Origin of the sequence: Aeromonas sp. 6P (assembly GCF_051919525.1) — a bacterium.
Lineage (GTDB): Bacteria > Pseudomonadota > Gammaproteobacteria > Enterobacterales > Aeromonadaceae > Aeromonas > Aeromonas veronii.
In genome coordinates this window covers 4030866-4052533 of record NZ_JBQBEO010000002.1, presented here as the reverse complement: position 1 = coordinate 4052533, position 21668 = coordinate 4030866, and the positions used below count along the sequence as shown (strand labels likewise).

The 21668-nt window shown below is 52.4% G+C and carries 22 protein-coding genes and 2 pseudogenes; 6 read left to right on the top strand and 18 right to left on the bottom strand.

What is annotated here, in order from left to right; all coding sequences use genetic code 11:
* Window positions 1-84 precede the first annotated feature (84 nt).
* From ACTG2J_RS18750 to ACTG2J_RS18710, 9 genes are all read right to left on the bottom strand, one after another.
* Window positions 85-1167: a glycerol dehydrogenase gene (locus ACTG2J_RS18750; RefSeq protein WP_439989232.1), complete on the bottom strand. Its 1083-nt coding sequence runs from the start codon at window positions 1165-1167 to the stop codon at window positions 85-87.
* Window positions 1168-1323: 156 nt separating this feature from the next.
* Window positions 1324-2040, bottom strand: a complete 717-nt coding sequence (dhaM, locus tag ACTG2J_RS18745; protein ID WP_113740585.1) for a dihydroxyacetone kinase phosphoryl donor subunit DhaM — start codon at window positions 2038-2040, stop codon at window positions 1324-1326.
* Between the two features lies 1 nt (window position 2041).
* Window positions 2042-2671, bottom strand: a complete 630-nt coding sequence (dhaL, locus tag ACTG2J_RS18740) for a dihydroxyacetone kinase subunit DhaL (protein ID WP_005341571.1) — start codon at window positions 2669-2671, stop codon at window positions 2042-2044.
* 15 nt (window positions 2672-2686) lie between these two features.
* Entirely contained in the window at window positions 2687-3757 is a 1071-nt protein-coding gene (gene dhaK, locus ACTG2J_RS18735; RefSeq protein ID WP_040067692.1) for a dihydroxyacetone kinase subunit DhaK, read from the bottom strand.
* A 238-nt stretch (window positions 3758-3995) separates the two neighbouring features.
* The gene (locus ACTG2J_RS18730; protein WP_162628466.1) at window positions 3996-5354 is read right to left on the bottom strand and encodes an NCS2 family permease; all 1359 of its coding nucleotides are present in this window, start codon (window positions 5352-5354) and stop codon (window positions 3996-3998) included.
* A gap of 302 nt (window positions 5355-5656) precedes the next feature.
* Window positions 5657-5869, bottom strand: a complete 213-nt coding sequence (gene cspE, locus ACTG2J_RS18725; protein WP_005316548.1) for a transcription antiterminator/RNA stability regulator CspE — start codon at window positions 5867-5869, stop codon at window positions 5657-5659.
* 595 nt (window positions 5870-6464) lie between these two features.
* Window positions 6465-6749: a DUF3811 domain-containing protein gene (gene yjbD / locus ACTG2J_RS18720; protein ID WP_005340165.1), complete on the bottom strand. Its 285-nt coding sequence runs from the start codon at window positions 6747-6749 to the stop codon at window positions 6465-6467.
* Window positions 6750-6895: 146 nt separating this feature from the next.
* Window positions 6896-7798 (bottom strand): cation diffusion facilitator family transporter, encoded by a 903-nt coding sequence (locus ACTG2J_RS18715; protein WP_043822581.1) that lies wholly within the window; start codon window positions 7796-7798, stop codon window positions 6896-6898.
* A gap of 207 nt (window positions 7799-8005) precedes the next feature.
* Entirely contained in the window at window positions 8006-9037 is a 1032-nt protein-coding gene (locus ACTG2J_RS18710; protein ID WP_439997233.1) for an IS630 family transposase, read from the bottom strand.
* 382 nt (window positions 9038-9419) lie between these two features.
* Between ACTG2J_RS18710 and ACTG2J_RS18705 the strand changes: the two genes are divergently transcribed.
* Window positions 9420-9545 (top strand): hypothetical protein, encoded by a 126-nt coding sequence (locus ACTG2J_RS18705; RefSeq protein WP_019445191.1) that lies wholly within the window; start codon window positions 9420-9422, stop codon window positions 9543-9545.
* A gap of 72 nt (window positions 9546-9617) precedes the next feature.
* Here ACTG2J_RS18705 and ACTG2J_RS18700 read toward each other — a convergent pair whose 3' ends face one another.
* Window positions 9618-10361 carry a substrate-binding periplasmic protein gene (locus tag ACTG2J_RS18700; RefSeq protein ID WP_113740587.1) on the bottom strand — a complete coding sequence of 248 codons (744 nt, stop codon included), beginning with the start codon at window positions 10359-10361 and terminating at the stop codon, window positions 9618-9620.
* Between the two features lie 461 nt (window positions 10362-10822).
* On the opposite strand from ACTG2J_RS18700, the pseudogene ACTG2J_RS18695 reads away from it, so the two are divergent.
* Window positions 10823-10945 (top strand): annotated as a pseudogene (locus ACTG2J_RS18695) (Y-family DNA polymerase); the annotation flags it as partial.
* A gap of 84 nt (window positions 10946-11029) precedes the next feature.
* The gene (locus tag ACTG2J_RS18690) at window positions 11030-11776 is read left to right on the top strand and encodes a DinB/UmuC family translesion DNA polymerase (RefSeq protein WP_113725460.1); all 747 of its coding nucleotides are present in this window, start codon (window positions 11030-11032) and stop codon (window positions 11774-11776) included.
* Between the two features lie 108 nt (window positions 11777-11884).
* On the opposite strand, the gene ACTG2J_RS18685 is transcribed toward ACTG2J_RS18690, so the two are convergent.
* Window positions 11885-12193 (bottom strand): helix-turn-helix domain-containing protein, encoded by a 309-nt coding sequence (locus tag ACTG2J_RS18685; protein WP_047440196.1) that lies wholly within the window; start codon window positions 12191-12193, stop codon window positions 11885-11887.
* 98 nt (window positions 12194-12291) lie between these two features.
* On the opposite strand from ACTG2J_RS18685, the gene ACTG2J_RS18680 reads away from it, so the two are divergent.
* A complete protein-coding gene (locus ACTG2J_RS18680; RefSeq protein ID WP_017780886.1) occupies window positions 12292-12762 on the top strand; it encodes a hypothetical protein in 471 nt (156 codons plus the stop codon).
* Window positions 12763-12971: 209 nt separating this feature from the next.
* Window positions 12972-13163, top strand: coding sequence for a hypothetical protein (locus tag ACTG2J_RS18675; protein WP_017780887.1), 192 nt, complete (start codon window positions 12972-12974; stop codon window positions 13161-13163).
* A gap of 331 nt (window positions 13164-13494) precedes the next feature.
* Here the strand turns inward: ACTG2J_RS18675 and tetR are convergent, their stop codons facing one another.
* A complete protein-coding gene (gene tetR, locus ACTG2J_RS18670) occupies window positions 13495-14130 on the bottom strand; it encodes a tetracycline resistance transcriptional repressor TetR (protein ID WP_017780888.1) in 636 nt (211 codons plus the stop codon).
* A gap of 80 nt (window positions 14131-14210) precedes the next feature.
* On the opposite strand from tetR, the gene tet(E) reads away from it, so the two are divergent.
* Window positions 14211-15428, top strand: a complete 1218-nt coding sequence (gene tet(E) / locus ACTG2J_RS18665) for a tetracycline efflux MFS transporter Tet(E) (RefSeq protein WP_017780889.1) — start codon at window positions 14211-14213, stop codon at window positions 15426-15428.
* Between the two features lie 87 nt (window positions 15429-15515).
* Here the strand turns inward: tet(E) and ACTG2J_RS18660 are convergent, their stop codons facing one another.
* From ACTG2J_RS18660 to ACTG2J_RS18635, 6 genes and pseudogenes are all read right to left on the bottom strand, one after another.
* Window positions 15516-16184 (bottom strand): hypothetical protein, encoded by a 669-nt coding sequence (locus tag ACTG2J_RS18660; protein WP_017780890.1) that lies wholly within the window; start codon window positions 16182-16184, stop codon window positions 15516-15518.
* A gap of 158 nt (window positions 16185-16342) precedes the next feature.
* Window positions 16343-16504, bottom strand: a pseudogene (locus ACTG2J_RS18655) (IS5/IS1182 family transposase); the annotation flags it as partial.
* Window positions 16505-16721: 217 nt separating this feature from the next.
* The gene (locus tag ACTG2J_RS18650) at window positions 16722-18884 is read right to left on the bottom strand and encodes an AAA family ATPase (RefSeq protein WP_429044419.1); all 2163 of its coding nucleotides are present in this window, start codon (window positions 18882-18884) and stop codon (window positions 16722-16724) included.
* Window positions 18881-19318 (bottom strand): VPA1267 family protein, encoded by a 438-nt coding sequence (locus tag ACTG2J_RS18645; protein ID WP_025202555.1) that lies wholly within the window; start codon window positions 19316-19318, stop codon window positions 18881-18883. Before ACTG2J_RS18645 ends, ACTG2J_RS18650 begins: the two co-directional genes overlap by 4 nt.
* Window positions 19318-19797: a hypothetical protein gene (locus tag ACTG2J_RS18640; protein ID WP_049866848.1), complete on the bottom strand. Its 480-nt coding sequence runs from the start codon at window positions 19795-19797 to the stop codon at window positions 19318-19320. The genes ACTG2J_RS18645 and ACTG2J_RS18640 overlap by 1 nt, the downstream gene beginning before the upstream one ends.
* Window positions 19785-21662 (bottom strand): integrase, encoded by a 1878-nt coding sequence (locus ACTG2J_RS18635; RefSeq protein ID WP_041207315.1) that lies wholly within the window; start codon window positions 21660-21662, stop codon window positions 19785-19787. The genes ACTG2J_RS18640 and ACTG2J_RS18635 overlap by 13 nt, the downstream gene beginning before the upstream one ends.
* Window positions 21663-21668 lie beyond the last annotated feature (6 nt).

Below are 21668 nucleotides of genomic sequence, written 5' to 3'. Positions count from 1 at the left end.
GCCGTCGCCAACTGGCCCGCAGAAAACGAAACGGCCCCGCAGTTGCGGGGCCGTTTTTATATGGCAAGGTCAGCGGTGGCGTGGTTACAGCCCCAGCTGGTGGGCGGTGACGATGGCCGCCAGCACATCCTCGGCGGTGACCTTGAACGGCATATTGTGGATGGTCTCGCCCTCGGCGGTGGAGGCTTTGGCCACCTCCATCAGGCGTGCCATATCCAGCTCCTTGACCCCCATCATATGCAGGTTGGTCGGCAGGCCCACCGAGCGGCAGAAACCCAGCACAGTCTCGATCTCCGCCATCGGTGCGTTCTCCAGCACCAGCTGCACCAGGGTACCGAATGCCACTTTTTCACCGTGATAGAGGTGGTGACACTCGGCGAGCTGGGTCAGGCCGTTGTGGATGGCGTGGGCGGCGGCCAGCCCGCTGCTCTCGAAGCCGATACCGCTCAGGTAGGTGTTGGCCTCGATGATGTACTCCACCGCCTTGGTGCAGAGTCCCTGTTCCACCGCCAGCTTGGCCTTGTAGCCATCGGCCAGCAGGGTCTTGTAGCAGAGCTCGGCAATGGCCTGCGCCGCCAGCGTAGAGGCACCACCGGCCATGGTCTGGCAACCGGAAACCTTGTTGGCGCGCGCCTCGAAGTAGGTGGAGAGCGCATCCCCCATGCCGGAGACCAGCAGCCGTACCGGGGCGCGGGAGACCACGCCGGTATCCATGATGACCATGTTGGGGTTGGTCGGGATCATCAGGTATTCGCTGAACTGCCCTTCCGGGGTGTAGATGACCGCCAGCGCACTGGTGGGGGCATCGGTAGAGGCGATGGTGGGCACTATGACCACCGGCACCTTCTGGTAGAAGGCGACCGACTTGGCGGTATCCAGCGTTTTGCCGCCGCCGATGCCGATGATGACGTCAAACGGGGTCTGCTTGCAGCGGGCCAGCAGGCGGTCGATCTCGGGGCGGGAGCACTCGCCGTTGAAGCAGTCGAACTCTGGCTTGATCCCTGCCCCGTGGAAGCTGGTGGCCACGGTATCGCCAACCAGCTTGGTGACGAAGGCGTCGGCCAGAACAAGTGGCTTGCTGCCGAGCGCTTTGACGTAGTTGCCGATATTGGCGAGGGCCCCGTTGCCTTGCACGTATTTGCTGGGGCTGATGATAATGCGGTCCATATTTTATCCCTCTCTCTAGTTCATAAGACTTCTTTTGAAACTAACAGGGGCGAAGGGGCGGCAGTGCCGGGGACGCCTTCGTCTTTTGCTTGCACAACAGGGACGCTGCACAGGCTCAGCGAGCGAGAGCAGCCCTTGAAACAGTGGTGTGCGGCGTCAGTCGCCAAAGCGCTCGTCGGCCAGCTGCTGGAAGCAGGCCAAGGCGGCATTGGCATCCTCGCCGCGTGCCAGCAGGGTGAGTTGGTCGCCCTGACGCACGTTGAGCATGGCGAGCCGGGTCAGGCTGCGGGGATTGGTCTCTTTATCCCCCTTTTGCAGCTTGAGTTCAGCGGCAAAGGGCTTGAGGGCTGCCACCAGTCGGGCGGCGGGGCGCACATGCAGGCCGTGGGGGTTATCCACCACCACTTCGCAGCGCAGCCAGCCGTCGTCGGCAACGGGGGCGGTCTCGGTGGCGGCCTGCGCCGCACTGGCAGGCAGCATCGCCTGTTTCGGGCCCAGCGCGCCGAGCGCCTCGGCGGCCACCTCATCCAGCGTCATGCCGGAACCGGCCGCCACCACGGCGGCCAGGGTGCCCTCGACCAGCGGGGCGGGGCAGAGCCGCACCCGGGCGCTCAGCTCCGGGGGCAGCAGTTCGAGGGCGGTCTCAGCGCTCAGGAGGGCGCTGCCCAAGTCCATCAGCACCAGCACGCCACTGCCGTCATCAGCCTCTTCAATCGCACTCATCACCGCGATGGCATCGGTGCCGATGGGGTGGGCGGGGTCATCGACCCCGGCCGCCAGCAGCAATCGGGCCGGGCTACCGAGCTGGTCGGCCAGCGCTTTCAAGCCGGCCGCCAGCATGGCGCTGTGAGAGACAACTACGATTCCGATCATGTCACAACCTCGCTCTGTCACGCAGGGCGGTCAGCAGCAGCAGGGTCGAGGTGGCCCCGGCATCCTGATGGCCGATACTGCGCTCGCCAAGATAGCTGGCGCGCCCCTTGCGGGCCTGCATCTGGATGGTCGCCTCGGTACCGGCTGCGGCGGCTGCAACCGCCTTGTCCAGTGCTTCATTGAGGGGCAGCTCTTGCTGCTGCGCCTGTTGCAGGGCCGCCAGTGCCGGCCACCAAGCATCGCACATGGTCTTGTCGCCCGGCTCGGCGCGGCCGCGGGAGACGATCCCCTCCACCCCGTCGCTCAGCATTTTGCACAGCTGGCTGAGGCTAAGGCTCTGGCAGGCGTCACTGCTGGCTGCCGCCCGGATAAAGAAGGTGCCGTAGAGCGGGCCGCTGGCGCCGCCGACCGAGGAGAGCAATGTCATGCCGGTGGTTTTCAGCACCTGCCCGATATCCTTGTCCGCCACCGCGGGCAGCTTCTCGGCCACCTTGGCGAAGCCGCGCTGCATGTTGAGGCCGTGGTCGCCGTCGCCGATGTCGGTATCCAGCGCGGTGAGGTAGTCACGCTGCTCGGTAAAGATATGTTCGCAGTCGAGCAGCCAGTTGACGATTTGGTGTTTGCTTAGCATGGCTATCGGCACTCCTTAGCAGCCGCGACGCAGGGCGGGGGTGTGAACGGGGGCATCCCACAGGGTCATCAGCTCATCATCCACCTTGAGCAGGGTGATGGAGATGCCGGTCATGTCGAGGGAGGTGCAGTAGGGGCCAATGAGGTTGCGCACCAGATGGATGCCCGCCTCCTCGCACAGGGTGGCGAGGCGACCATAGACGCCATAGAGCTCTGAAATCGGGGTGCCGCCGAGACTGTTGACCAGCGCGATAACCCGATCACCCGCATTCAGCGGCTCGATGAAGGTGTGCTCTTCCTGCCAGCTGCCGCTGGTGCGATCCCAGTGGCGCAGGGTGCGGCCGTAGGGGGTGTTGTCAGCAAGCTCGCTGAACATGTCGTCCACCAGGGTATTGAGGTCGGTGAAGGGGCGACGCTCGATGCCCGGTTCGCCGTGGATACCGACGCCGAACTCCAGCTCGTTGTCCGCCAGAGTGAAGGAGGGCTTGCCAGCGGCAGGCACGGTGCAGGCATGCATGGCCACGCCTATGGTACGGCTCTGGTTGTTGATGCGACGGGCCAGCGCCTCGCAGCGCGCCAGATCGTAGCCCGCCTCGGCGGCGGCACCGACCAGCTTCTCGCACAGCACGGTCGTGGCAACCCCACGGCGACCGGCGGTGTAGAGGCTGTCTTTGACCGCCACATCGTCATCGATCAAGGCGAAGCCCACCTTGACCCCATCGCCGTGCAGCAGCTCGACCGCTGTCTCGAAGTTGAGCACGTCGCCGGTGTAGTTCTTCACCAGAAATAGTACGCCCGCGCCGCCATCAACGGCCTGACCGCACTCGTACATCTGGTCCGGCGTCGGGGAGGTAAAGATCTCGCCGGGGCAGGCACCATCCAGCATCCCTTTGCCCACCAGCCCGCCGTGCATCGGCTCGTGGCCGCTGCCACCGCCGGAGACCAGCGCCACCTTGCCCATCACGGGGGAGTCGGCGCGGGTGATGTAGTGGGGTTCGATACGTACCTTGAGCTCGGGGTGGGCGGCTGCCATCCCCATCAGTTGTTCACGGACCACAGCATCGACGGCATTGATCAGTTTCTTCATGGCTCACTCCTTGGCTTGCCACCGCACGGGTGGGCAAATGGTTGATGGAGCCAGTCTAACGACAGAAAAAGGGATAAAAATGACGGGCGATTTGGTTCGGATTTGAAACAGCAGGAGGGGATTCGGTGTTTCAATCTGAAACGGCACAGGGCAAACAGGCGGGAAACTGTTAGCTGACTCACAGCTATGAAAAAGGGCCCCGCAGGGCCCTTCGCTATAACCGGAATATGCGGACGGGTTAGATGGCCCAGCCACCGGCGTAGAAGATCACCAGCGCCACGGCGATGATGACGGTGCCGACGTTCAGCTTTTTCCACTCGGCAGCGAAGATGCGGCCAACGACCAGCGCTACGAAGCCCAGCATGATGCCGGTCACGATGTTGCAGGTGAGCACGATGAAGACGGCGCACAGCATGCCGGAGAGCGCATCGACCGAGTCGCTGAAGTCCAGCTTGGTGACGTTGCCCAGCATCAGCAGACCGACGTACATCAGGGCCGGTGCGGTGGCGTAAGCCGGTACCAGATAGCTCAGCGGGGAGAGGAAGATCATCAGCAGGAACAGCACGCCGACCAGCGCGGCGGTCAGACCGGTCTTGCCACCTGCTGCGGTGCCTGCGGCAGATTCGATGTAGACGGCCGCCGGAGCACCACCGACAGCGCCCGCCACCATGCTGCTGACGGAGTCGGCAGTCAAGGCCTTGCCGCCGCTGATGATGTGGCCACGTTCGTTGATAAGGCCCGCCTGACCGGCCACGGCACGGATGGTACCGGTAGCGTCAAACACGGCGGTCATCACCAGCGCCAGTACGGTCGGAATGACTACCGGATTGAGGGCGCCCAGCAGATCCATGCTGCCTACCAGCGAGCCTTTCTCGCCAGTCAGGCTCGGCATGGCGAAGAAGCCCTGCCAGGTCACTTTCGGGTCGAAGATAAGGCCGAGGATGGAGATGGCGATGATCACCATCAGGATGCCGCCCGGCACCTTGCGACGTTCCAGACCGAAGATGGCAGCCAGACCCAGCACCGTCATGATGACCGGGAAGGCGGTCACTTCACCCAGCTGAACCGGCAGACCGGCCCCTTCGTTCTTGATCACCATGCCAACACCGTTGGTGGCAATCAGCAGCAGGAACAGACCGATACCGATGCCGGTGCCGTGAGCGATGCCGGAGGGGAGGTTATCCAGGATCCACTGGCGCACGCCGGTGACACTGATCAGGGTAAACAGCACACCCATCAGGAAGATGGCGCCCAGCGCGACCGGAATGCTCAGCCCCTGACCCAGCACCAGACTGAAGGCGGTAAAGGCGGTGAGGGAGATGGCGCAACCGATAGCCATCGGCAGCTTGGCCCACAGGCCCATCAGCAGGGAGCCGAAGGCGGCGATCAAACAGGTGGCCACAAACACCGGGCCCTGCTCAAAGCCGGCGGCACCCAGCATGTTCGGCACCACTATGATGCTGTAGACCATCGCCAGGAAGGTGGTCAGCCCCGCGACCAGCTCCTGACGCACGCTGCTGCCGCGCGCAGAAATGGAAAAATAAGAGTCCAGAAAGCCGCCTGTCCCTGTTTGGGCAGCCATATCTTGCTTTGCCATAACTAATCCTGAAAGTGTGAAGGAAATCGTTTGCGTTGGTGGCGCGCAAAATAGCAAGAATTCGCGGCAAATACAGCGGATAACCTGACTTTTTCGTCACTATTTTACATTTTGAGTCCATTCGGAGCTCATTCTAAGACTCAAGCGGTGAGAGCGTGTAAGGGAGGGATCAAGCGGTCGGGGAGGGGAGAGCATGAGGAAAAAGCGGGGAGCAACAAAAAACCCGCCGAAGCGGGTTTTTTAAATTCTTGCAGAGCTGTCAGCAGTTGGCATGAGCCATCAGCAGCATGCTCCGGCTTGAATTACAGACCAACTACGTTGGCAGCAGCCGGGCCTTTCTGGCCTTGCTCGATGGTGAACTCAACGCGCTGACCTTCGTCCAGGGTTTTGAAGCTGGTGGACTGGATAGCAGAGAAGTGTACGAACACGTCTTTGCTGCCGTCAGCCGGGGAGATGAAACCAAAACCTTTCTCAGCGTTGAAGAACTTAACGGTACCAGTCATTTTGTTAGACATAATAATTTCCTTAAATAGTGTTGAATGCCACCTAAATGGCAATTTTTGATTTTTCGTCAGCAATACGTATGGGGAGCACTAAAGAAGGAGAATTATTTGATAAGAATTATCCAAGGATAACGCTTATGCTAATCACTGCTTTACTAAAATGACTGCCTAACATAATCAGGTCTGAACTGCCGAACCATCGAGAAAGATTAAAACACGCTCTCATTTTTAAAGCAAACTTTATCTCTATATTAATGTTTTGTAACAGCCAAAAATATCGTTTTTTATAGTAAACATGATGTATTTCAACGGCATAGAAAAATCAGTGCGGACTCATATCACCCTGTGACAAGTCAGATTCGGCTTTTTTGTCCTGACTATGTAGCCAGTTCTGGCAAAAAATATGAGAAAAAATGAAAAGGTGGCGAGAGACGTGGATTGTCAGTTGGCGTTTTCTCTAACTCACAATGTAAATCACTTCTTTGCTGCTGCGATTAGCTTCTGGGCTGCAAATCAATGGCGGCGCCAAATTTGGCTAATCGAGCATTGCCCAGACATGCAAACGCCCGCTGGCACCAAGTGCCAGCGGGCGTTTTGCAAGAAGGGATCAGCGCTTGCTGCGAAACTTGTTGCTGACCGAATCAATCCAGCTGAAGGTTTCCGGCAGTACCTGGTTCTTGGCGCGCTCTTTGGCTTTCTCGCGAGCCAGCTTGGAGGCTGCCTTGGCCGCTTCGGCGCGGTCGGCCACAATTTTCAGGCGACCCTCTTCACGGATCTTGTTCCGCTCTCCGTTGGTCAGCTGGTGGTCTGCATTGGCTTGTGCCTTTTGCAATAACAAGGCTATCTCGGCTTTTTCGGCCTCGGTCAGATCTTTCATTTCCAGCTTTTTCACGGCGCGCTCCTGCGGCAGGGTGGTTAGACACCCTAACACAGTTGTGCCGATCACTTCTTATGCAATCGGCTTTCCGGCAGTAAAAATGCGGGTTTGTGCCAACTTTCCGTTATTTCGCTGCCACTTTCCCGCCTGTTTGCCACATTTCAATTTATGGCGAGCGGCGAGGGCAGCTCTTGCTCCTCCGGCTCGACGTGGATCAGTACGATGGCGTGGGGCAGTTGCGCCATGATGGCGTGTTCGATGCGATCACAGATATCGTGGGCTTCGCCGATGCTCATCTCCGGGGGCAGTGTGAGATGGAAGTCGATATGGCGGCGACGACCGGCACGACGGCTGCGCAGATCGTGGAAACCGCTGGCGGCAGGGCAGCATTCGGTGATGATGCGGCTGGTCATCGCCAGCTCTTCCGGGCTCATGCTCTGGTCGATCAGTGGCTGGAAGGCCTCGTTGAGCATGCTGATCGCCTCTCTGACAATAAAGATGGCGACCGCAATGGCGACCAGCGGGTCGAGGATGGCGAGTGAATGGCCGAACAGACCGGCCAGCCAGATCCCGCCAAGACCGACGGCGACGCCGGCTGAAGTGAGCACATCCGCCTTGAGATGGAGCGCATCGGCAGCCAATGCGACCGACTCCTCCTCTCGGGCCACCTTGTAGAGGTAGGCCGAGACACCGCTGTTGACCAGCGCCGAGATCACCATCACCAGCACGCCCCAGCCAATGCTTTCAATCGGGCTGGGGGTGATCAGCTTGTCGACGGCTTCGAAGATGATCCAGCCCGCGGCCAGCAAGATAAGCAGTGCTTCGATGACGCCGGAGACATTTTCAATCTTGTCGTGACCATAGGGGTGGCGTTCATCGGGCGGGAGATCGGACTTTTTCACCGCGAACAGGGCGATCAGGGCCGCCACCAGATCCATGGCGGAGTGGATCGCCTCCGAGATGATACTGACCGAGCCGCTGGCGAAACCGGCCACCATTTTCATGATGATCAGACTGATATTGGAGCAGACCGACACCATGGCGGCTCTGGTTTTTCTGTTCATGTCACAGCTTCCTGAATAAAAACGGATATTTCGGTGCGGCGCGCATTATATCCGGCTGACCGGAAATAACCTATTCGGTGTTGTAACCTGATGTTTCCGATGATATTGCGAATGCTTATTAAAATGGTGACCTCTTGTGCGGCAATAAATAATGAGAGGGATTTATATTTATCCGTGAAAGTATCTAAATAACTGATCCCAATAGTGCTACACCTTCGCTGTGCCATAGCTATTCCCGGGGAAAGGAGACACGGTATCCATGAAGTGTTTCACTCGAGCCAGCAGGTTGGCCATTCCTCTGCATTGATGATTGCGTGTGATGGTTTCATGTAACTTGTGCCACAGCCGTTCGATGTGATTAACCCAAGGACTGTAAACTGGCTGGAATACCAGGCAGAACTTGGGATTCTTCTTCAACCATCGCTCGGTCTGTTTGCTTTTGTGAATGATGTAGTTATCGAGGATCAACGTGATGGTTTTGGCTCGTCGGTAGTGGCGACGCAGCTTTTCCAGCATGGCGATAAACAGGGATGAGTTTTTCTTTATCCCGCTGACGTAAAGCACTCTTCCGTTGCCTGCATGGAGAACACCTGCCAGGTAATGTTTCGCGTTCTGTCCCGGTGTGACAACCCGCTTTTGCTGCGCTCTGAACATCCAGTCGGCCCCTAATTTGGGATTGAGGTCTATATCAACTTCATCCTCATAAAACACCGGATGATCGGCATCACAGCGGGCCAGCGCCGCGTCGATATCCGCCATTTTCTCCTGATAGGCTGGGTCTTTTATCCGCAAGGTCGGCACGGGTCTTCGCCAGACAATACCCATACGAGGTAACCATCGGCGGAGTGTGGAGGCTGCCATATTGAGGCCTGTTAACCGATTGATTTTGATAGCCAATAGTTCGGTACACCAGCGGCTGCGCTGATAACCAAAATCTTGCGGAGAAAACTGCATGAGCAGCACCAGTAAGGTGACAATCTTGGCGACAGGTAAGACCGGGGCACGGCCAGCCGGTAAGGCTTCTAGCGCCCCCACACCTTCATCCCGATACCACCGAAGCCAACGGCCGATGGTCGAACGAGCAGCGCCGGTAAGGTGATGAACATCAGTGATCGTGCGGCCTTCATGTAACAGCAAGATGGCCATCAAGCGACGAGCATGCCCTTTATCACGCGTGGCATGGATGATTTTGTGAATGCGGCGCCGTTGTGGTCGTGGCAGGGGTGGTAGGATAGGCATCAACTCAGTCCTTTGGGTGTGGCTTGTTTTGTTTGGCGACTAATGAGATCGCACAAACTGGACTGAGTTCCCTTCCTCCAGAGATCTACTATTCGGAACAGCTATTTAGGTAACGATGGCTTAATATAAGCGTGACAACATTTAATAATGCGAATTACTCTTTTTTGGTCTTTCCTGTCGAGGTTGTTTGGCCTCCCCTCTCAAGGGGCTGCGCGCGACATCTTTTGGACGAGAATGAGGCTGGATCCGGATGCCGCTGGAGGGTATGCTGGGTCTGGTGATGGTCTTGCACCATCCCACCAAGCGTACTGAAGTTGATGATTCGGATGGCATGCTGGCTCCCATGAGGAACCAACTGTCTGGGTAACATTTTTGGAGTTTGATGATGAGTAACAAAGAACATCACAACGGCAAAGATGCCAAGAAAAAACCGCAGATGTCACTGAAAGAGAAACGCGAAGCCAAACGTCAGAAAGCAGAACTGAAAAACGGCAGCGCAATGAAGTAACGCTCCCCTACTGCTGTTCCTTCGGAGCCAGTACAAAGCCAGCCCTTACCGGCTGGCTTTTATGTTTGTGGCTCACGGTGTGGCGCCGTAAGCCGCGAAAATCCGGTGATAACGACCATCCTGACGCATCGCCTCAAGGCGCTTATCAAACAGATTGCGGGCATCGGCCGTTCGGAAGGCAAAGTGATAGACGGTGGGCGGGAAGAGGTCTGCTTGCCTGACCTGATTGCGCTCGTAGTGCTCGCCTGCCTGGGCGGTGGCGATCAGCTGGTCGAGGTAGTAGTAGAACACCCGCTCTTCCAGTACCACTGCATCGACCCTGCCGCGCATCAGCTGATGTACCTGCACCTGCTGCTTGGCTACCTCCTCATAGTGGGGATTCTGGTTGGCCATGGTGGCGAAGGCGCCCCCCAGAATGATCCTTGCCCGTTGAAAGGCGGTGACCCGTTTTGAATGCAGATCGTCCAGAGTACTGATGTGGGTGCTGCGCAGGGTGAAGATCCGGTTATGGAAGGTGATAACGGGCTGGGTCAGAACGTGAGGATCAACCATACCGGGTCTGACGTTGATGATGGCATCCAGCTTTCCTGACTCGAACAGGCGGAAGGTACGCTCCAGCGGCAGAAATTCAAAGCTGGGCTCATAGCCGCTGCCAGCGAACGCCTCTTTCAGCAGATCCAGCTCGATGCCACTCTGATTACTTTCGATCACATATGGAGGGATGGCAAAGCTGACCCCGACCTTGAGTGGCTTTGCCTGCAACTGGCAGGAGAGCAAGCTGGTCAGCATTAGCAATAAAGGGGTGAGCAGTTTCATTGCACTTTTCACAAAGCGCTCCTGTGGAGAATATCCATCACTGTAGGGGAGGCAACCATAAAACGTCTTATCCCTTTCGGGGCTGAGTGCATAAAAAAAGACCCTGAGTTATCAGGGCCTTTTCAATATTCTGTTCTTAAAAGGGTAATACATGTAAAAAATCGCTGCTGAGTGAGTGACTGAGTGAGTGGCAATGAATTTTTTACTATATATTTCAATGCATAACACCTTTTCTTACACTTCTGGTTGCTCACCTTAAAATGACACTTTTTAAAGATATGTAAGAAAAGGTATGAAAATGCGTGTTCATACCTGTTTATTCTTACACTTTTTGGTTGTCCTCACCAGAACCCTCACCACATGAGCCTTACCAGCTCAAAAGAGAGAACCACGCACCGAGTTGCTGAGTGACCTTCTCGCAAAGCTGTTCGCACCCGTCCCGGTAAACAGACGAAGCTTTTGCTGAGCTGAGTGAGAGTTGGGCGGGTGACCTAGTGGCATATGGACGCCAGATCCGGGAGCGGGTACAGCAGTGGACAGGGCTGACGGTCGGTGTTGGTATCGGCCCCACTAAAACCCTAGCCAAACTCGCCAACTATGCCGCAAAAAAATGGCCCGCCACCGGAGGGGTGGTCGATCTGCGCGATGAAACACGCCGCGCCAAACTGATGGCGATCACCCCGGTAGACGAGGTCTGGGGAATTGGTCGCAAACTCACCACCAAGCTGTCAGCTCAGGGCATCAACACCGTGGCTGATCTGGTAGCGGCTGATGCTAAGAGTCTTCGGCACCGTTACGGGGTCGTTGTCGAGCGCACGGTGCAGGAGCTGTGCGGGATCCCCTGCGCCGAGCTGGAGCAACTGGCACAGGCCAAGCAACAGATAATTTGCAGCCGATCCTTTGGGGAGCGCATCACCGCCTTCGGCCCCATGCGGGAGGCTCTCGCTGGCTACATGGAGCGGGCAGCTGAGAAACTCAGGACAGAGGGCATGTGCTGCCGCCATGTCACAGTATTCATTCGTTCGAGCCCGTTTGCGGAGCGGGAAACACATTATGCCAACCAGATCTCCATGCTGTTGCCGATACCCACAGCCGACACCCGTGAGTTGCTAGCCCAGATCGAGCCGCTGCTGAGCAGGATCTGGTTGGATGATGTTCGCTATATGAAGGGCGGCGTCATGCTGGCGGACTTCTCCCCGAAAGGCATGCAGCAAGGGGGTCTATTCGGCAGCGAACAGCAGGATCCCCGTAGCGATGCACTCATGCAGGTGATCGATAGGATTAACCAGGGGCGGTTGGGAAAGGTCTACTTTGCATCCCGAGGCCGAGATACCAGCGAATGGATGATGAAACGCGAACAACTCAGCCCCCGCTATACCACCAGTATCAAAGGGATCCCGGTGGTGAAGGCATGAGCACAACCATGAAAGTTAACCTCCTCTCCTAGCTACAAACCACTATCAATGCGTTGCAAACTTCTGGTGGTCAATCCGCAACATGAGCAGGTATCTTACTTAGCGGTATCACCGTTTATTTTCACGTAGCTTAAAGAGAAGATCTAACTTTTCATCCTCATCAAGTTGCTCAAATAGACAAACCAATTCCGCACTAAGATCATCTTCGCAAAAAAAATAACTCAGCGGCTTTCCCAGTACATTGGCAAGTTTTCGCATTGTATCAATGTCTGGAACGTGGCGACCTCTCTCATAGTGATTCATGCGACCACTAGCAGAACTATCATCCATACCGGCCCTTACCCCAAGCTCCTTTTGGGATATACCTGCTTTTTTACGCGCCTGCTTGAGTCTCTCTGGGAATGGGTTTTTGTACAATGTTTGTTCATCACAAAGTTCTCATATGTATAGATTGTCTAAGTTTCACCTGTCTCTGTATACTTAGCAATCCTAAGTGTTGTGGTTGTGGAAATTTTATGCAGAATAAAAATGTTTACAAAATCAGTAACAAGTTTTATCAAGTTTTACTCAAAATGACTGGTCTAAAAATAAGCAGGAAAGAGCTGATACGATTGGCTATGGAGGTCAATGACTTGGCTGTGTATCAGGCATCAGGCTTGGTTGACCGCCATGTATATAGCTTGAAAAAACAGGATGCAGTGAAAGCTAATGGGCCAAAAAATAATCGGCATTATATTTTTTCAGATGATCTTCTGGGCAGTTTACAAGCATCAATCAAAGGCGATAATTATGATCTAGCAAGTGAGTTGAGGTCTCTGGAAGAAGAGCTTCTGTTGACTCGTTATGAGTTACAAGCCTACCGCGAGATACTTGAAAAACTACCTCAAGAGAAGCAAAAAATTACTTGTTTGCATAAAAATGCATCAGAAAAAATCTACCGGTTGAATGGGAAAATTAGAGCGGTAAGTCAATTGGTGATGATGTAATTAAAAGGTATAAATGAAAGAGGCGTTTTATCGAAAAGAAGCATACCTGAGTCGGCCATAGCGCAAGAAGCGATGCCGCCAACGGAAGGCGGTGGCCAATAGATACTGTGTTCCTAGGCGGCTTATTGATTTGAACAAATTATGTGCATTTTGTGCTGAGCTACTAATGAAAATACCTGCTGTTACGGCTCAACGATAAGGATGACCCGATGCAGAATCTTGTATTGAGGAAAGCAACGCATGAAGATATGGACGACATACTGCGTTTGCAAATTCCCGTGTTCAAGGGAGAGCAGGGGATCCCTGACGAATTGATCCCTATTCCAGCTGAAAAATCGCCACAATGGTGGTGTGCAATTATGAACTCCACAATTGTTGGTGCCGTTGCAGCCTGGAAATAATGCGATGAAACTCATTGGGGGCGATTTGCAACAATGCAAAATTTCAGAGGGTATCAAATAGGTTCTAGCTTGGCTCGGTTTTCACTGCACGAACTTTTCGCACAATCTGTAGATGAAATCCATATGGATGCAAGAGATATCATCGTTAAGACCTTAAACCGAATGGGTGGCTTAGTTGTGGGAGACTCAATGCCATTTTATCGAGGGACGGTGACACCCATGATATTAACCAGAAGTGGTTTAATATTTAATAGATAAAATACTGACGATACATGTATATATTTGAAAACACTATCCATAACTATAAATTAGAGTTGACACATAGATAGCATCATTTATTACCATCCTCAATGGGTGTATGCTTTTTTTCATCTAACTGTGCAGAAAATCCAAATATTAATGATTTCAGCCCGAAATGGAAGGCCATTTCAGCAGAGGTTCTCGCCTGAATATTAAATGCCTCTTGTAATAATGGTGGTGCAGCGTCTATCACATGATTATTTTCTATCTGGTTTGTTGCTTGCTCCTCTAATACTGCACCCAACGTAAAATGGCTGATAGATTGCAGAATGAAAAGAGCCTCCTCGACCGAAAACCCTGCATCGCATAGACAGCGTAGTTGCGCCTCTGCTTGTTCAAACTGGGGGGGCGTAGGAGAGGTCCCTATATGCAATCGGGCTCCATCACGATGGACCAGTAATGCTTTACGGAAACTCAGAGCATTTTCCTGGAGAAACTGCTGCCAACTCTCAGTCGGTAACGGTGCTGAACGGGTGTGATGCTTCGCCAGTATTGCCTCTGAAAGCATGTTCATAAGAGTCTGCTTGTTGCGCACGTGCCAATACAGAGTCGGTTGCTCAATTTTTAGGGACTGCGCCAGCTTACGCGTAGTCAAGCCCTCTAGCCCTTCGCTGTCCAGCAGGGTGAGCGCCATTGAAATTACGTCGTCCAAGCTTAGTCGTGCCATCACTATCTCCTTTTGCTGTTGACAATCTATCACTGATAGAGTTATTTTTCAAACCCTATCATCGATAGAGAACGTTAACTATGAACCGCACTGTGATGATGGCACTGGTCATCATTTTTTTAGATGCTATGGGGATTGGCATAATTATGCCTGTCTTGCCGGCGTTATTACGGGAGTTTGTTGGAAAGGCTAATGTTGCAGAGAACTACGGTGTTTTATTGGCGCTGTATGCAATGATGCAAGTGATTTTTGCCCCTCTTCTCGGCCGCTGGTCAGATCGCATAGGTCGTCGCCCTGTATTGTTACTTTCACTTTTAGGTGCAACACTGGACTACGCATTAATGGCAACAGCCAGCGTAGTGTGGGTGTTGTATTTGGGACGCTTAATTGCTGGTATTACCGGTGCGACTGGAGCTGTTGCAGCCTCAACAATTGCCGATGTCACACCTGAGGAATCCAGGACACATTGGTTTGGTATGATGGGTGCCTGTTTTGGTGGCGGTATGATTGCTGGACCAGTCATTGGTGGTTTTGCCGGTCAACTTTCGGTACAGGCACCGTTTATGTTCGCTGCTGCTATTAACGGGCTGGCATTTCTGGTCTCCCTATTCATTTTACATGAGACCCATAATGCTAATCAGGTTAGTGACGAGTTAAAGAATGAAACAATCAATGAAACCACATCCTCCATACGCGAGATGATCTCCCCATTATCGGGATTGTTAGTTGTCTTTTTCATCATTCAATTGATTGGCCAAATCCCCGCAACATTATGGGTTTTATTCGGAGAAGAGCGCTTCGCATGGGATGGCGTAATGGTCGGTGTTTCATTGGCTGTGTTCGGGCTGACACACGCACTGTTTCAAGGACTTGCTGCTGGTTTTATCGCTAAACATTTGGGAGAACGGAAAGCTATAGCGGTTGGCATTTTGGCTGACGGTTGTGGCCTATTTTTATTGGCGGTCATTACACAAAGCTGGATGGTTTGGCCGGTTTTGCTGTTACTAGCTTGTGGTGGCATCACACTTCCCGCCTTGCAGGGAATTATATCTGTTCGTGTCGGTCAGGTAGCACAGGGACAATTACAAGGGGTGCTGACCAGTTTGACCCACCTGACAGGTGTAATCGGTCCACTTGTTTTTGCATTTTTGTATAGTGCAACCCGCGAAACGTGGAATGGATGGGTATGGATAATTGGCTGCGGATTATATGTAGTTGCATTGATTATACTGAGGTTTTTCCATCCAGGTAGGGTAATCCACCCGATAAATAAGAGCGATGTACAGCAGAGAATTTGAGCAACAATGCTGTACAGCACCGTAAATTCTGGCGCCCTACTCGGTGGATAGAGGTGAGCTGGTAGGTGGGTCTGGGATTGCGATCCATTAATCATCCTTTGGCAGCAACCGAGATAGGCCCACTTGAGCCGGTAGTTCCCCGATGACCTCAATCTTCCAACCCGTCATATTGGCCCGACACATGTGATAATGGTGCGCGATGTTGGCCTGCGCTTGCAAGGCGTGACGGGCTTTATCTAGTGCCTCAGTTGCATTGATGCCAATGCGGTTTAGCAGGAGTTCAACGCGGGTCTCCAGTTGCCTGCGTTCATGGGGGGAGAGTACCCCGGCCATTACCTTTGGCGCTACGTAAAGGCGGGCGTCGTCTTGCGAAATAGTCTTCAAGACACCGCGAGCGTACTCATTGGCGAGAGTGACCTCCTGGGCCATGTATTTGTGCATGAGGTGACCCTCTTCGAGGCGCATGATCACCTCGTTGACGTTGTAGTGACTGTGTTCCTCCAGATAGTCACGGACAAGGAGCTTATGGGCCAGCGCGATGACATCAGCCCGCTCGATATCGTTAGTGAGCCGAAGGCGTAATTCGGTTGCGCTGGCTAATTTGCCCATCGCGGCAGAAAGCAGACGACCACGTTGCGCCTGACCGGGGGACTCATCGCGACCGATAACTCCGGTTGGCAGGAATTTATCGGCTATCTCGCGGCTGACGGTGACGCGAATGCGGCTATTTTCCACGGTGAGGGTTTGATGCTTCATGTTACTGCTCCTGAGTCTGTCCGATGCCCGCGCCCACGGGGCCATGCCTATCATAATTGCGAGAGGCCTTTCGTGGGTAATTACACTGACTTGACCACTTACTTTGCACCCAGCCTTTTTAGAGAAGGTTCTTATGGCTGGATTTGCATCAGTGGTTAGGGGTGACGGCCATTGCCGACCTTGGGATAGATGGGCGTAATGATGACCAGCATCCAGGGCCAGGGAAGCAGTTACTCTATTCAAGAGAGGAAAACTTCTTTACGGGTCTGGCGGCGTTTGCTGTTGAACTCGTAATCAGCGAAGGTCAATTGATGACTCACGTTGGAGTTCGTTCTTGGTACAAAAGAGACTCTGGTGGTACTATGTCAAGGCCTTGTAAGGTATTGATTTTTAAGGTTCTAGCCCTTCCGATCGCTCAGCTACGGGCACATCTTGCTACGCAAGAGCACGGAATAAGCCGTGGACAACGCTGCGCGTTGACGCACCGCTTATCTCCGCTTGTACCCGTAGTCGCTCCCCAAGGGAATCAATCTCCTCTCATTTCTTCAACAGATCACGCAGATAGCTGTTCCGGTTATGGGCATTGCTGGGCGCTTTGGTGATGGCTGCAAACTCAGCTGTGCTGCCCACGATATGGACCTCATGCTCGGCCCTGGTTATTGCGGTATAGAGCCAGGCCCTGTCAACGATCCTCCCCTTTTGCAGCGCGATGATGATGCGTGGGAACTGCGAACCCTGAGCTTTATGGAGTGTGATGCAGTAGCCCAGCCTCATACAGTCCAGCAGGGATTGGGTGACATACACGCTCTCGCCTGTGTCCAGTTCAACCACTCCGTAGTCATCTCCAGCCCCGACAGCGCGAGTTAGCGTTCCGAGCGAGCCATTTTGAATGCCTTTCTCGTAATTGTTCTGAGTGAAGAGGATCACATCCCCTTGGCGCAGATCGTTGCGGCAGTAGGTTTCGCCATACATCTCAAATGCCATCCGAGCACCATCAGGGTTGACGGCCTCCTGAATAAGATTATTGATGTCCGCCACCATGGCTGTGGTCGCTCCTACCACTCGGCTGTTCTCGGGTGATTGCTGGTACAACTCGGCACAGACCTGGGCGATCTTGTCCTTGGATGTTTCATGGAAATGGATGTTACCCATGCTCAAGTTCTCGGGTATGAGGCCTTGATTTATCTGCATCGAGTATTCGGGAATGCCTGTGGTTCCCTTCTGGCGTTTAACGATGTCCAGGGTCACATTCGAGATAGCTTGTGATGCAACGATATCGGCCAGCACTTTGCCACAACCGATAGGGGGCAGCTGGTTTGGGTCACCTGTCAGTATGATCCGTACGGAGGGATGAAGATGGTTAGTGAGCCGGTACATGGTGGGTAGGTCGATCATGGATGCCTCATCGATCACCAACAGATGATTGGGAGACCCATCAGATGGCTCTATGGGCTCGTGCCGCAACAAGGCGGCAATGGTCATTGTCTTGAAACCTATCGACTCATGTAGGCGCATTGCAGCGCGTCCAGACAGCGCGACAGCATGAACCTCAAAGCCTATTTTACGATAGGCTTGCAGTGCGGTTCTTAGCACTGTGGTTTTCCCAGTTCCTGCACCCCCCGTGATGCAACTCACCGCATTGTCTAACGCGGTGAGCACCGCCTCATTTTGCATCGCGGTCAATTCATATGGCAGCTCGTTAACCGCCGCGATAAATGCAGTATTGGTGGACTCCTCGTAACAATTTTGCTGCTTGGCAAGCTTCAACAAGCGTTTGGCAACAACAGTCTCCATCAACATCTGCGCGGTAGGGTGATAGGTGCCTGCTTCATGGTTCAGCACATACTGGGCTTGGTGGTAACCAGCCTTGAATGCTTGTGCTGCCAACTCGCCGTCACCAAGCAATTTGGTCAGCAGGGGGCGAAGCCTGGCCAGCGTGGTGTAGGTGTGGCCTTTTTCCACTTCCGCGTGGATGGTGAACTCCAGGGCGGCACTCAGCCTCGTCGGATCTTTTAGTTCTACCTCAAACTTCGTTTGAGAAAGCGCATCCACTTCTTCAAATGCCATCCCGAAGCCGACCAGCAGGTAGGGATTAGCTTTGATTGCTTCAACGGAGCTTTCGCCATGGAATTTCAAGAGCCGCTGCTGAATGGGCGAGGGGATCCGGCACTCTGCCATCCAATTGCAGTGGCTCAGGTTTTTGTATTTTGCGTAGCCGTTGAACAGGGCATCAATAGATACATCACTCAGAATACTCTTGAGGCGCTCTCTGGACTCTGGTGTGTCGGTGCGCAGGGTGGCGTGAAATTGCTCACCGAGTAGTTGCCATAACGCCCTGGCTTTACCGAGGCCAATTCCCTTGAAATCAGGCTCCTTGGCAATGAACTGGATCAGCTGCTCACCTGTCTCCGGCAGGGTGCATATCACGTGCTCAGGTGATTCATAGGTATGTTGCTGCATCACAACATCACCAATCTCGACCCTCTCAATGAGAGGTTTGCCATGGACTGTCCATTGCTGGCCCTGTGACGGTTGTGCCGGAAGAGTGTCAGGCCGCGCTTTAATGGTCACATAGTATTTGCCATCCTTGATCTGGCTGGTCTCGTCATTAAGTGGTATTCCAGAGAAAATCACGTAGCTGGATGAGCTATATGGGATACTGGTAACACGAAATAGTTCGGAATGGAGAGATTGGTTCATCGTGGCAAGATCCCCATTTCGGCCAATGTCTCAGATAGCTCACCGAAGCGCTCCAGTCTGGCTTTTAGTTCCCTTAGCTGCGCTTTCAGTTCAATATTCTCCTGCTCCAATATTGATACACGTTTGGTATCAAGTAGGCGTCGATGAGTCGTAGGGTCGTATACCTTTGGATGAGCTACACTCGCTATGGCCTGAGCGGTGAGTGGCGGAAGCACCCCGTGTTCCCTAAGCTGGTCTTCCAATTTCTGCAATTGCCTACGAAGCTCAGGGTTCTGCACTAAGGCAGAGCGGCCACAGCCAATAGCTTTCGTGATTTCACTGCGGCTGAGGCTGCCCCTGTAACTTAATTGTCGATACGTCTCATCAGTCTGGGTTGCCATCCATAGTTCAAACGCCTGGACGGTTGCTTTGGCTTTTTCTGTACCACTCGCCATTATTGACCTCCTGTGCGGCGTTTAACTTCTATAAGCGGCTTTCCAAGCATATCCTGTAATTTTTTTAGCTCGGCACTATCTGTTGGAAAATTATCAATTGATGTCATTCTGACACCATGCATGTAAGCATTATATTGCCATACTATGAAACGCTGTTTGTATGCATCATTCAAACTATTTAATCTGGCTAATTCATTCTCTAAAAGAGCAACCTTTTTTATAAGATACTCAAGCGTTACATCACGCTCTTTGGTAGGCTCAGGTTGAGAAAAACGTTCTTTTAAAAATGTCTTTCTTCGCGAGTATGCATCTTGAATATCTTTGTAAGAGGATAATGATTGACGTTGGACGCCACCTTTAACATCAATCATTATGGCAACTTTTTGACAGAGCAAGTCCCAAGTTAACTTTCCTTCCCAAGTATTAATTAGACCTAGTATATTAGGCAGGTTTTTTTCTGTGATAACTATTTTAGGCATAACAAATCACCCATAATATTAAACGCTTTAGAATCGATAGAGTCAGGCGATTGAACTTCAATATTAAGCCCCTTCTCTAAAAGAACAACCTTGGCTGGCGAGGGATCATATACATCAGGAATACGAATGGGGGTGCCATCAAGAACATTTTCATCCTCTAATAGCCGGATCTTTGTTCTAATATGAGCAAGTCGCCAACCGTGTGAGCTAACCCAGCGGTCAGCACCAAAGGCCCCCATTTTATGGCTTTGCTGTGCTTTTTCGAGTTGAGCTGCCACTTGAACTTCTCGTACTTTCAACAGCTCCAATGAGCTACTGAAGCCTTTGATACAGACCAATTCTTTGCAGGTTTCACAGTCACCGTTTCGCTGACATGGAATCATGGCAAAATCATGTTCACACACGCCTAGCTCTGTTACTATCGCTGCACCAGTAAGGTTCTTTCCGATTTCCTCGAAACTAATTGGAAGGTTACATTTTATTTTTTCCAACGTGTTTGCATTTTCAGGGATAGTAATAACTGCAATTGCATTGGACTTTTCTTCTTCTGTGCGATGATCATAGCTGGCATTATCAGCAACTCTTGCTCTCCCTGCCCAGTTTGCAAGCGTCAACTCATCCATCCCACCCCGTTCAGCTTTGGTACTGAGCCAATGCCTAGCTTGATGGGATGTTATATCGGGTTGTGAGCCATCCTCTCGTAATATGTTATGTTTCTTCCAAAGGTGGACTCCTTTTCTGGCCTCAGACCTAGAAATCCTTGCATTAATTATGTTCACCGTAGGTAAAACAAACGAGTGTTGAATAACATCATGTTCCGCATGTAACTCACGGTCTCTATATAGTAACAAAGCCTCTGAGGCCTTAACTTTTTTTGCGTTATCAACAAAAGGCCAGTTAACCAATTTACTGATATACACCATACTCCCATTGTTATCTGGATGCGTTTCTGCATACATCGCAGCCTCCCGTGCAGGCATGCTAATTTTTTTCAATCGTTCGATAGCTTCCAAAGCTACATCTTGCATGACAGTAGGAACCCATTTAATCCCTTCGTTGCCATTTTTGGCAGGCACCCAACGTATTCCAAGTTTAAGTTCTCCGCTGCGATTCTCCTCCCATACAGTACAATCTATAGGCAATGAGAATAACTCAGAGCATCGGGATGGTGCTTGCATGAGCAATGCTATTGCAGAAGTAAAATATTCTGCTTCAATACCTAATGAAGGTGCGTCATGAAATAACTTAGCAAATAACATCATATCCTCTTCTGAGGGCAATTTATTTTTACGATGTTCTTTTCCATTCTCGTCAAGTTGAATAGTTAAATCTTTTACTTTTTGATATGGATTTGACCACCCAGGAAGACTCGGTGTTATAAAGTTGTCACGGCAGAAATTAAGAAGAAGCTCCATTTGATAGCCCGCTTTATTTCGACCTGCCAGATTTGATATGCGTCTATTAAAAATATCGCCTAGCCTTTCTAAAACTAGGCCATCGAGCATCAGAATATCTGCTTTATGTTTTGATAGAATCAATGCTTCTTCAAGTATTCGAATAGCTTCGAAATGTCTGTGAAGAGTTGTTATGGGTTTTAATGCGTAAATGTAGCGAATGTATGCTTTTGCAAAATCAATAAATGGTGCACCTAGGGGAGAGAAACTATAGGAAGTTGATGGCTCTAAATTTGTGGAGAAACGGGCAACAACACGGCGAGTATTGTGAAAAGTGTGCCATAAATTATGATCCCAGCAATCTTCACCGAAAACAGTTAATTTGTTTTTGCTACTTTGAATGAATTTTTCTAGATTTGCTTCTGAATTCAGTTCTATCGCAGGCTTAAAATGGAAAATGTTACTGTCCACTGACTA

Bases quoted from the DNA above. Each gene is read 5' to 3' on its own strand.
- ACTG2J_RS18650 (WP_429044419.1), bottom strand. From the start codon at position 18,884: ATGAACCAATCTCTCCATTCCGAACTATTTCGTGTTACCAGTATCCCA.
- ACTG2J_RS18730 (WP_162628466.1), bottom strand. From the start codon at position 5,354: ATGGCAAAGCAAGATATGGCTGCCCAAACAGGGACAGGCGGCTTTCTG.
- ACTG2J_RS18705 (WP_019445191.1), top strand. From the start codon at position 9,420: ATGATGAGTAACAAAGAACATCACAACGGCAAAGATGCCAAGAAAAAA.
- ACTG2J_RS18710 (WP_439997233.1), bottom strand. From the start codon at position 9,037: ATGCCTATCCTACCACCCCTGCCACGACCACAACGGCGCCGCATTCAC.
- ACTG2J_RS18660 (WP_017780890.1), bottom strand. From the start codon at position 16,184: ATGAAGCATCAAACCCTCACCGTGGAAAATAGCCGCATTCGCGTCACC.
- ACTG2J_RS18645 (WP_025202555.1), bottom strand. From the start codon at position 19,318: ATGGCGAGTGGTACAGAAAAAGCCAAAGCAACCGTCCAGGCGTTTGAA.
- ACTG2J_RS18750 (WP_439989232.1), bottom strand. From the start codon at position 1,167: ATGGACCGCATTATCATCAGCCCCAGCAAATACGTGCAAGGCAACGGG.
- ACTG2J_RS18640 (WP_049866848.1), bottom strand. From the start codon at position 19,797: ATGCCTAAAATAGTTATCACAGAAAAAAACCTGCCTAATATACTAGGT.
- ACTG2J_RS18690 (WP_113725460.1), top strand. From the start codon at position 11,030: ATGGCGATCACCCCGGTAGACGAGGTCTGGGGAATTGGTCGCAAACTC.
- tetR (WP_017780888.1), bottom strand. From the start codon at position 14,130: ATGGCACGACTAAGCTTGGACGACGTAATTTCAATGGCGCTCACCCTG.
- ACTG2J_RS18700 (WP_113740587.1), bottom strand. From the start codon at position 10,361: ATGAAACTGCTCACCCCTTTATTGCTAATGCTGACCAGCTTGCTCTCC.
- ACTG2J_RS18680 (WP_017780886.1), top strand. From the start codon at position 12,292: ATGCAGAATAAAAATGTTTACAAAATCAGTAACAAGTTTTATCAAGTT.
- dhaK (WP_040067692.1), bottom strand. From the start codon at position 3,757: ATGAAGAAACTGATCAATGCCGTCGATGCTGTGGTCCGTGAACAACTG.
- cspE (WP_005316548.1), bottom strand. From the start codon at position 5,869: ATGTCTAACAAAATGACTGGTACCGTTAAGTTCTTCAACGCTGAGAAA.
- ACTG2J_RS18675 (WP_017780887.1), top strand. From the start codon at position 12,972: ATGCAGAATCTTGTATTGAGGAAAGCAACGCATGAAGATATGGACGAC.
- ACTG2J_RS18715 (WP_043822581.1), bottom strand. From the start codon at position 7,798: ATGAACAGAAAAACCAGAGCCGCCATGGTGTCGGTCTGCTCCAATATC.
- dhaM (WP_113740585.1), bottom strand. From the start codon at position 2,040: ATGATCGGAATCGTAGTTGTCTCTCACAGCGCCATGCTGGCGGCCGGC.
- dhaL (WP_005341571.1), bottom strand. From the start codon at position 2,671: ATGCTAAGCAAACACCAAATCGTCAACTGGCTGCTCGACTGCGAACAT.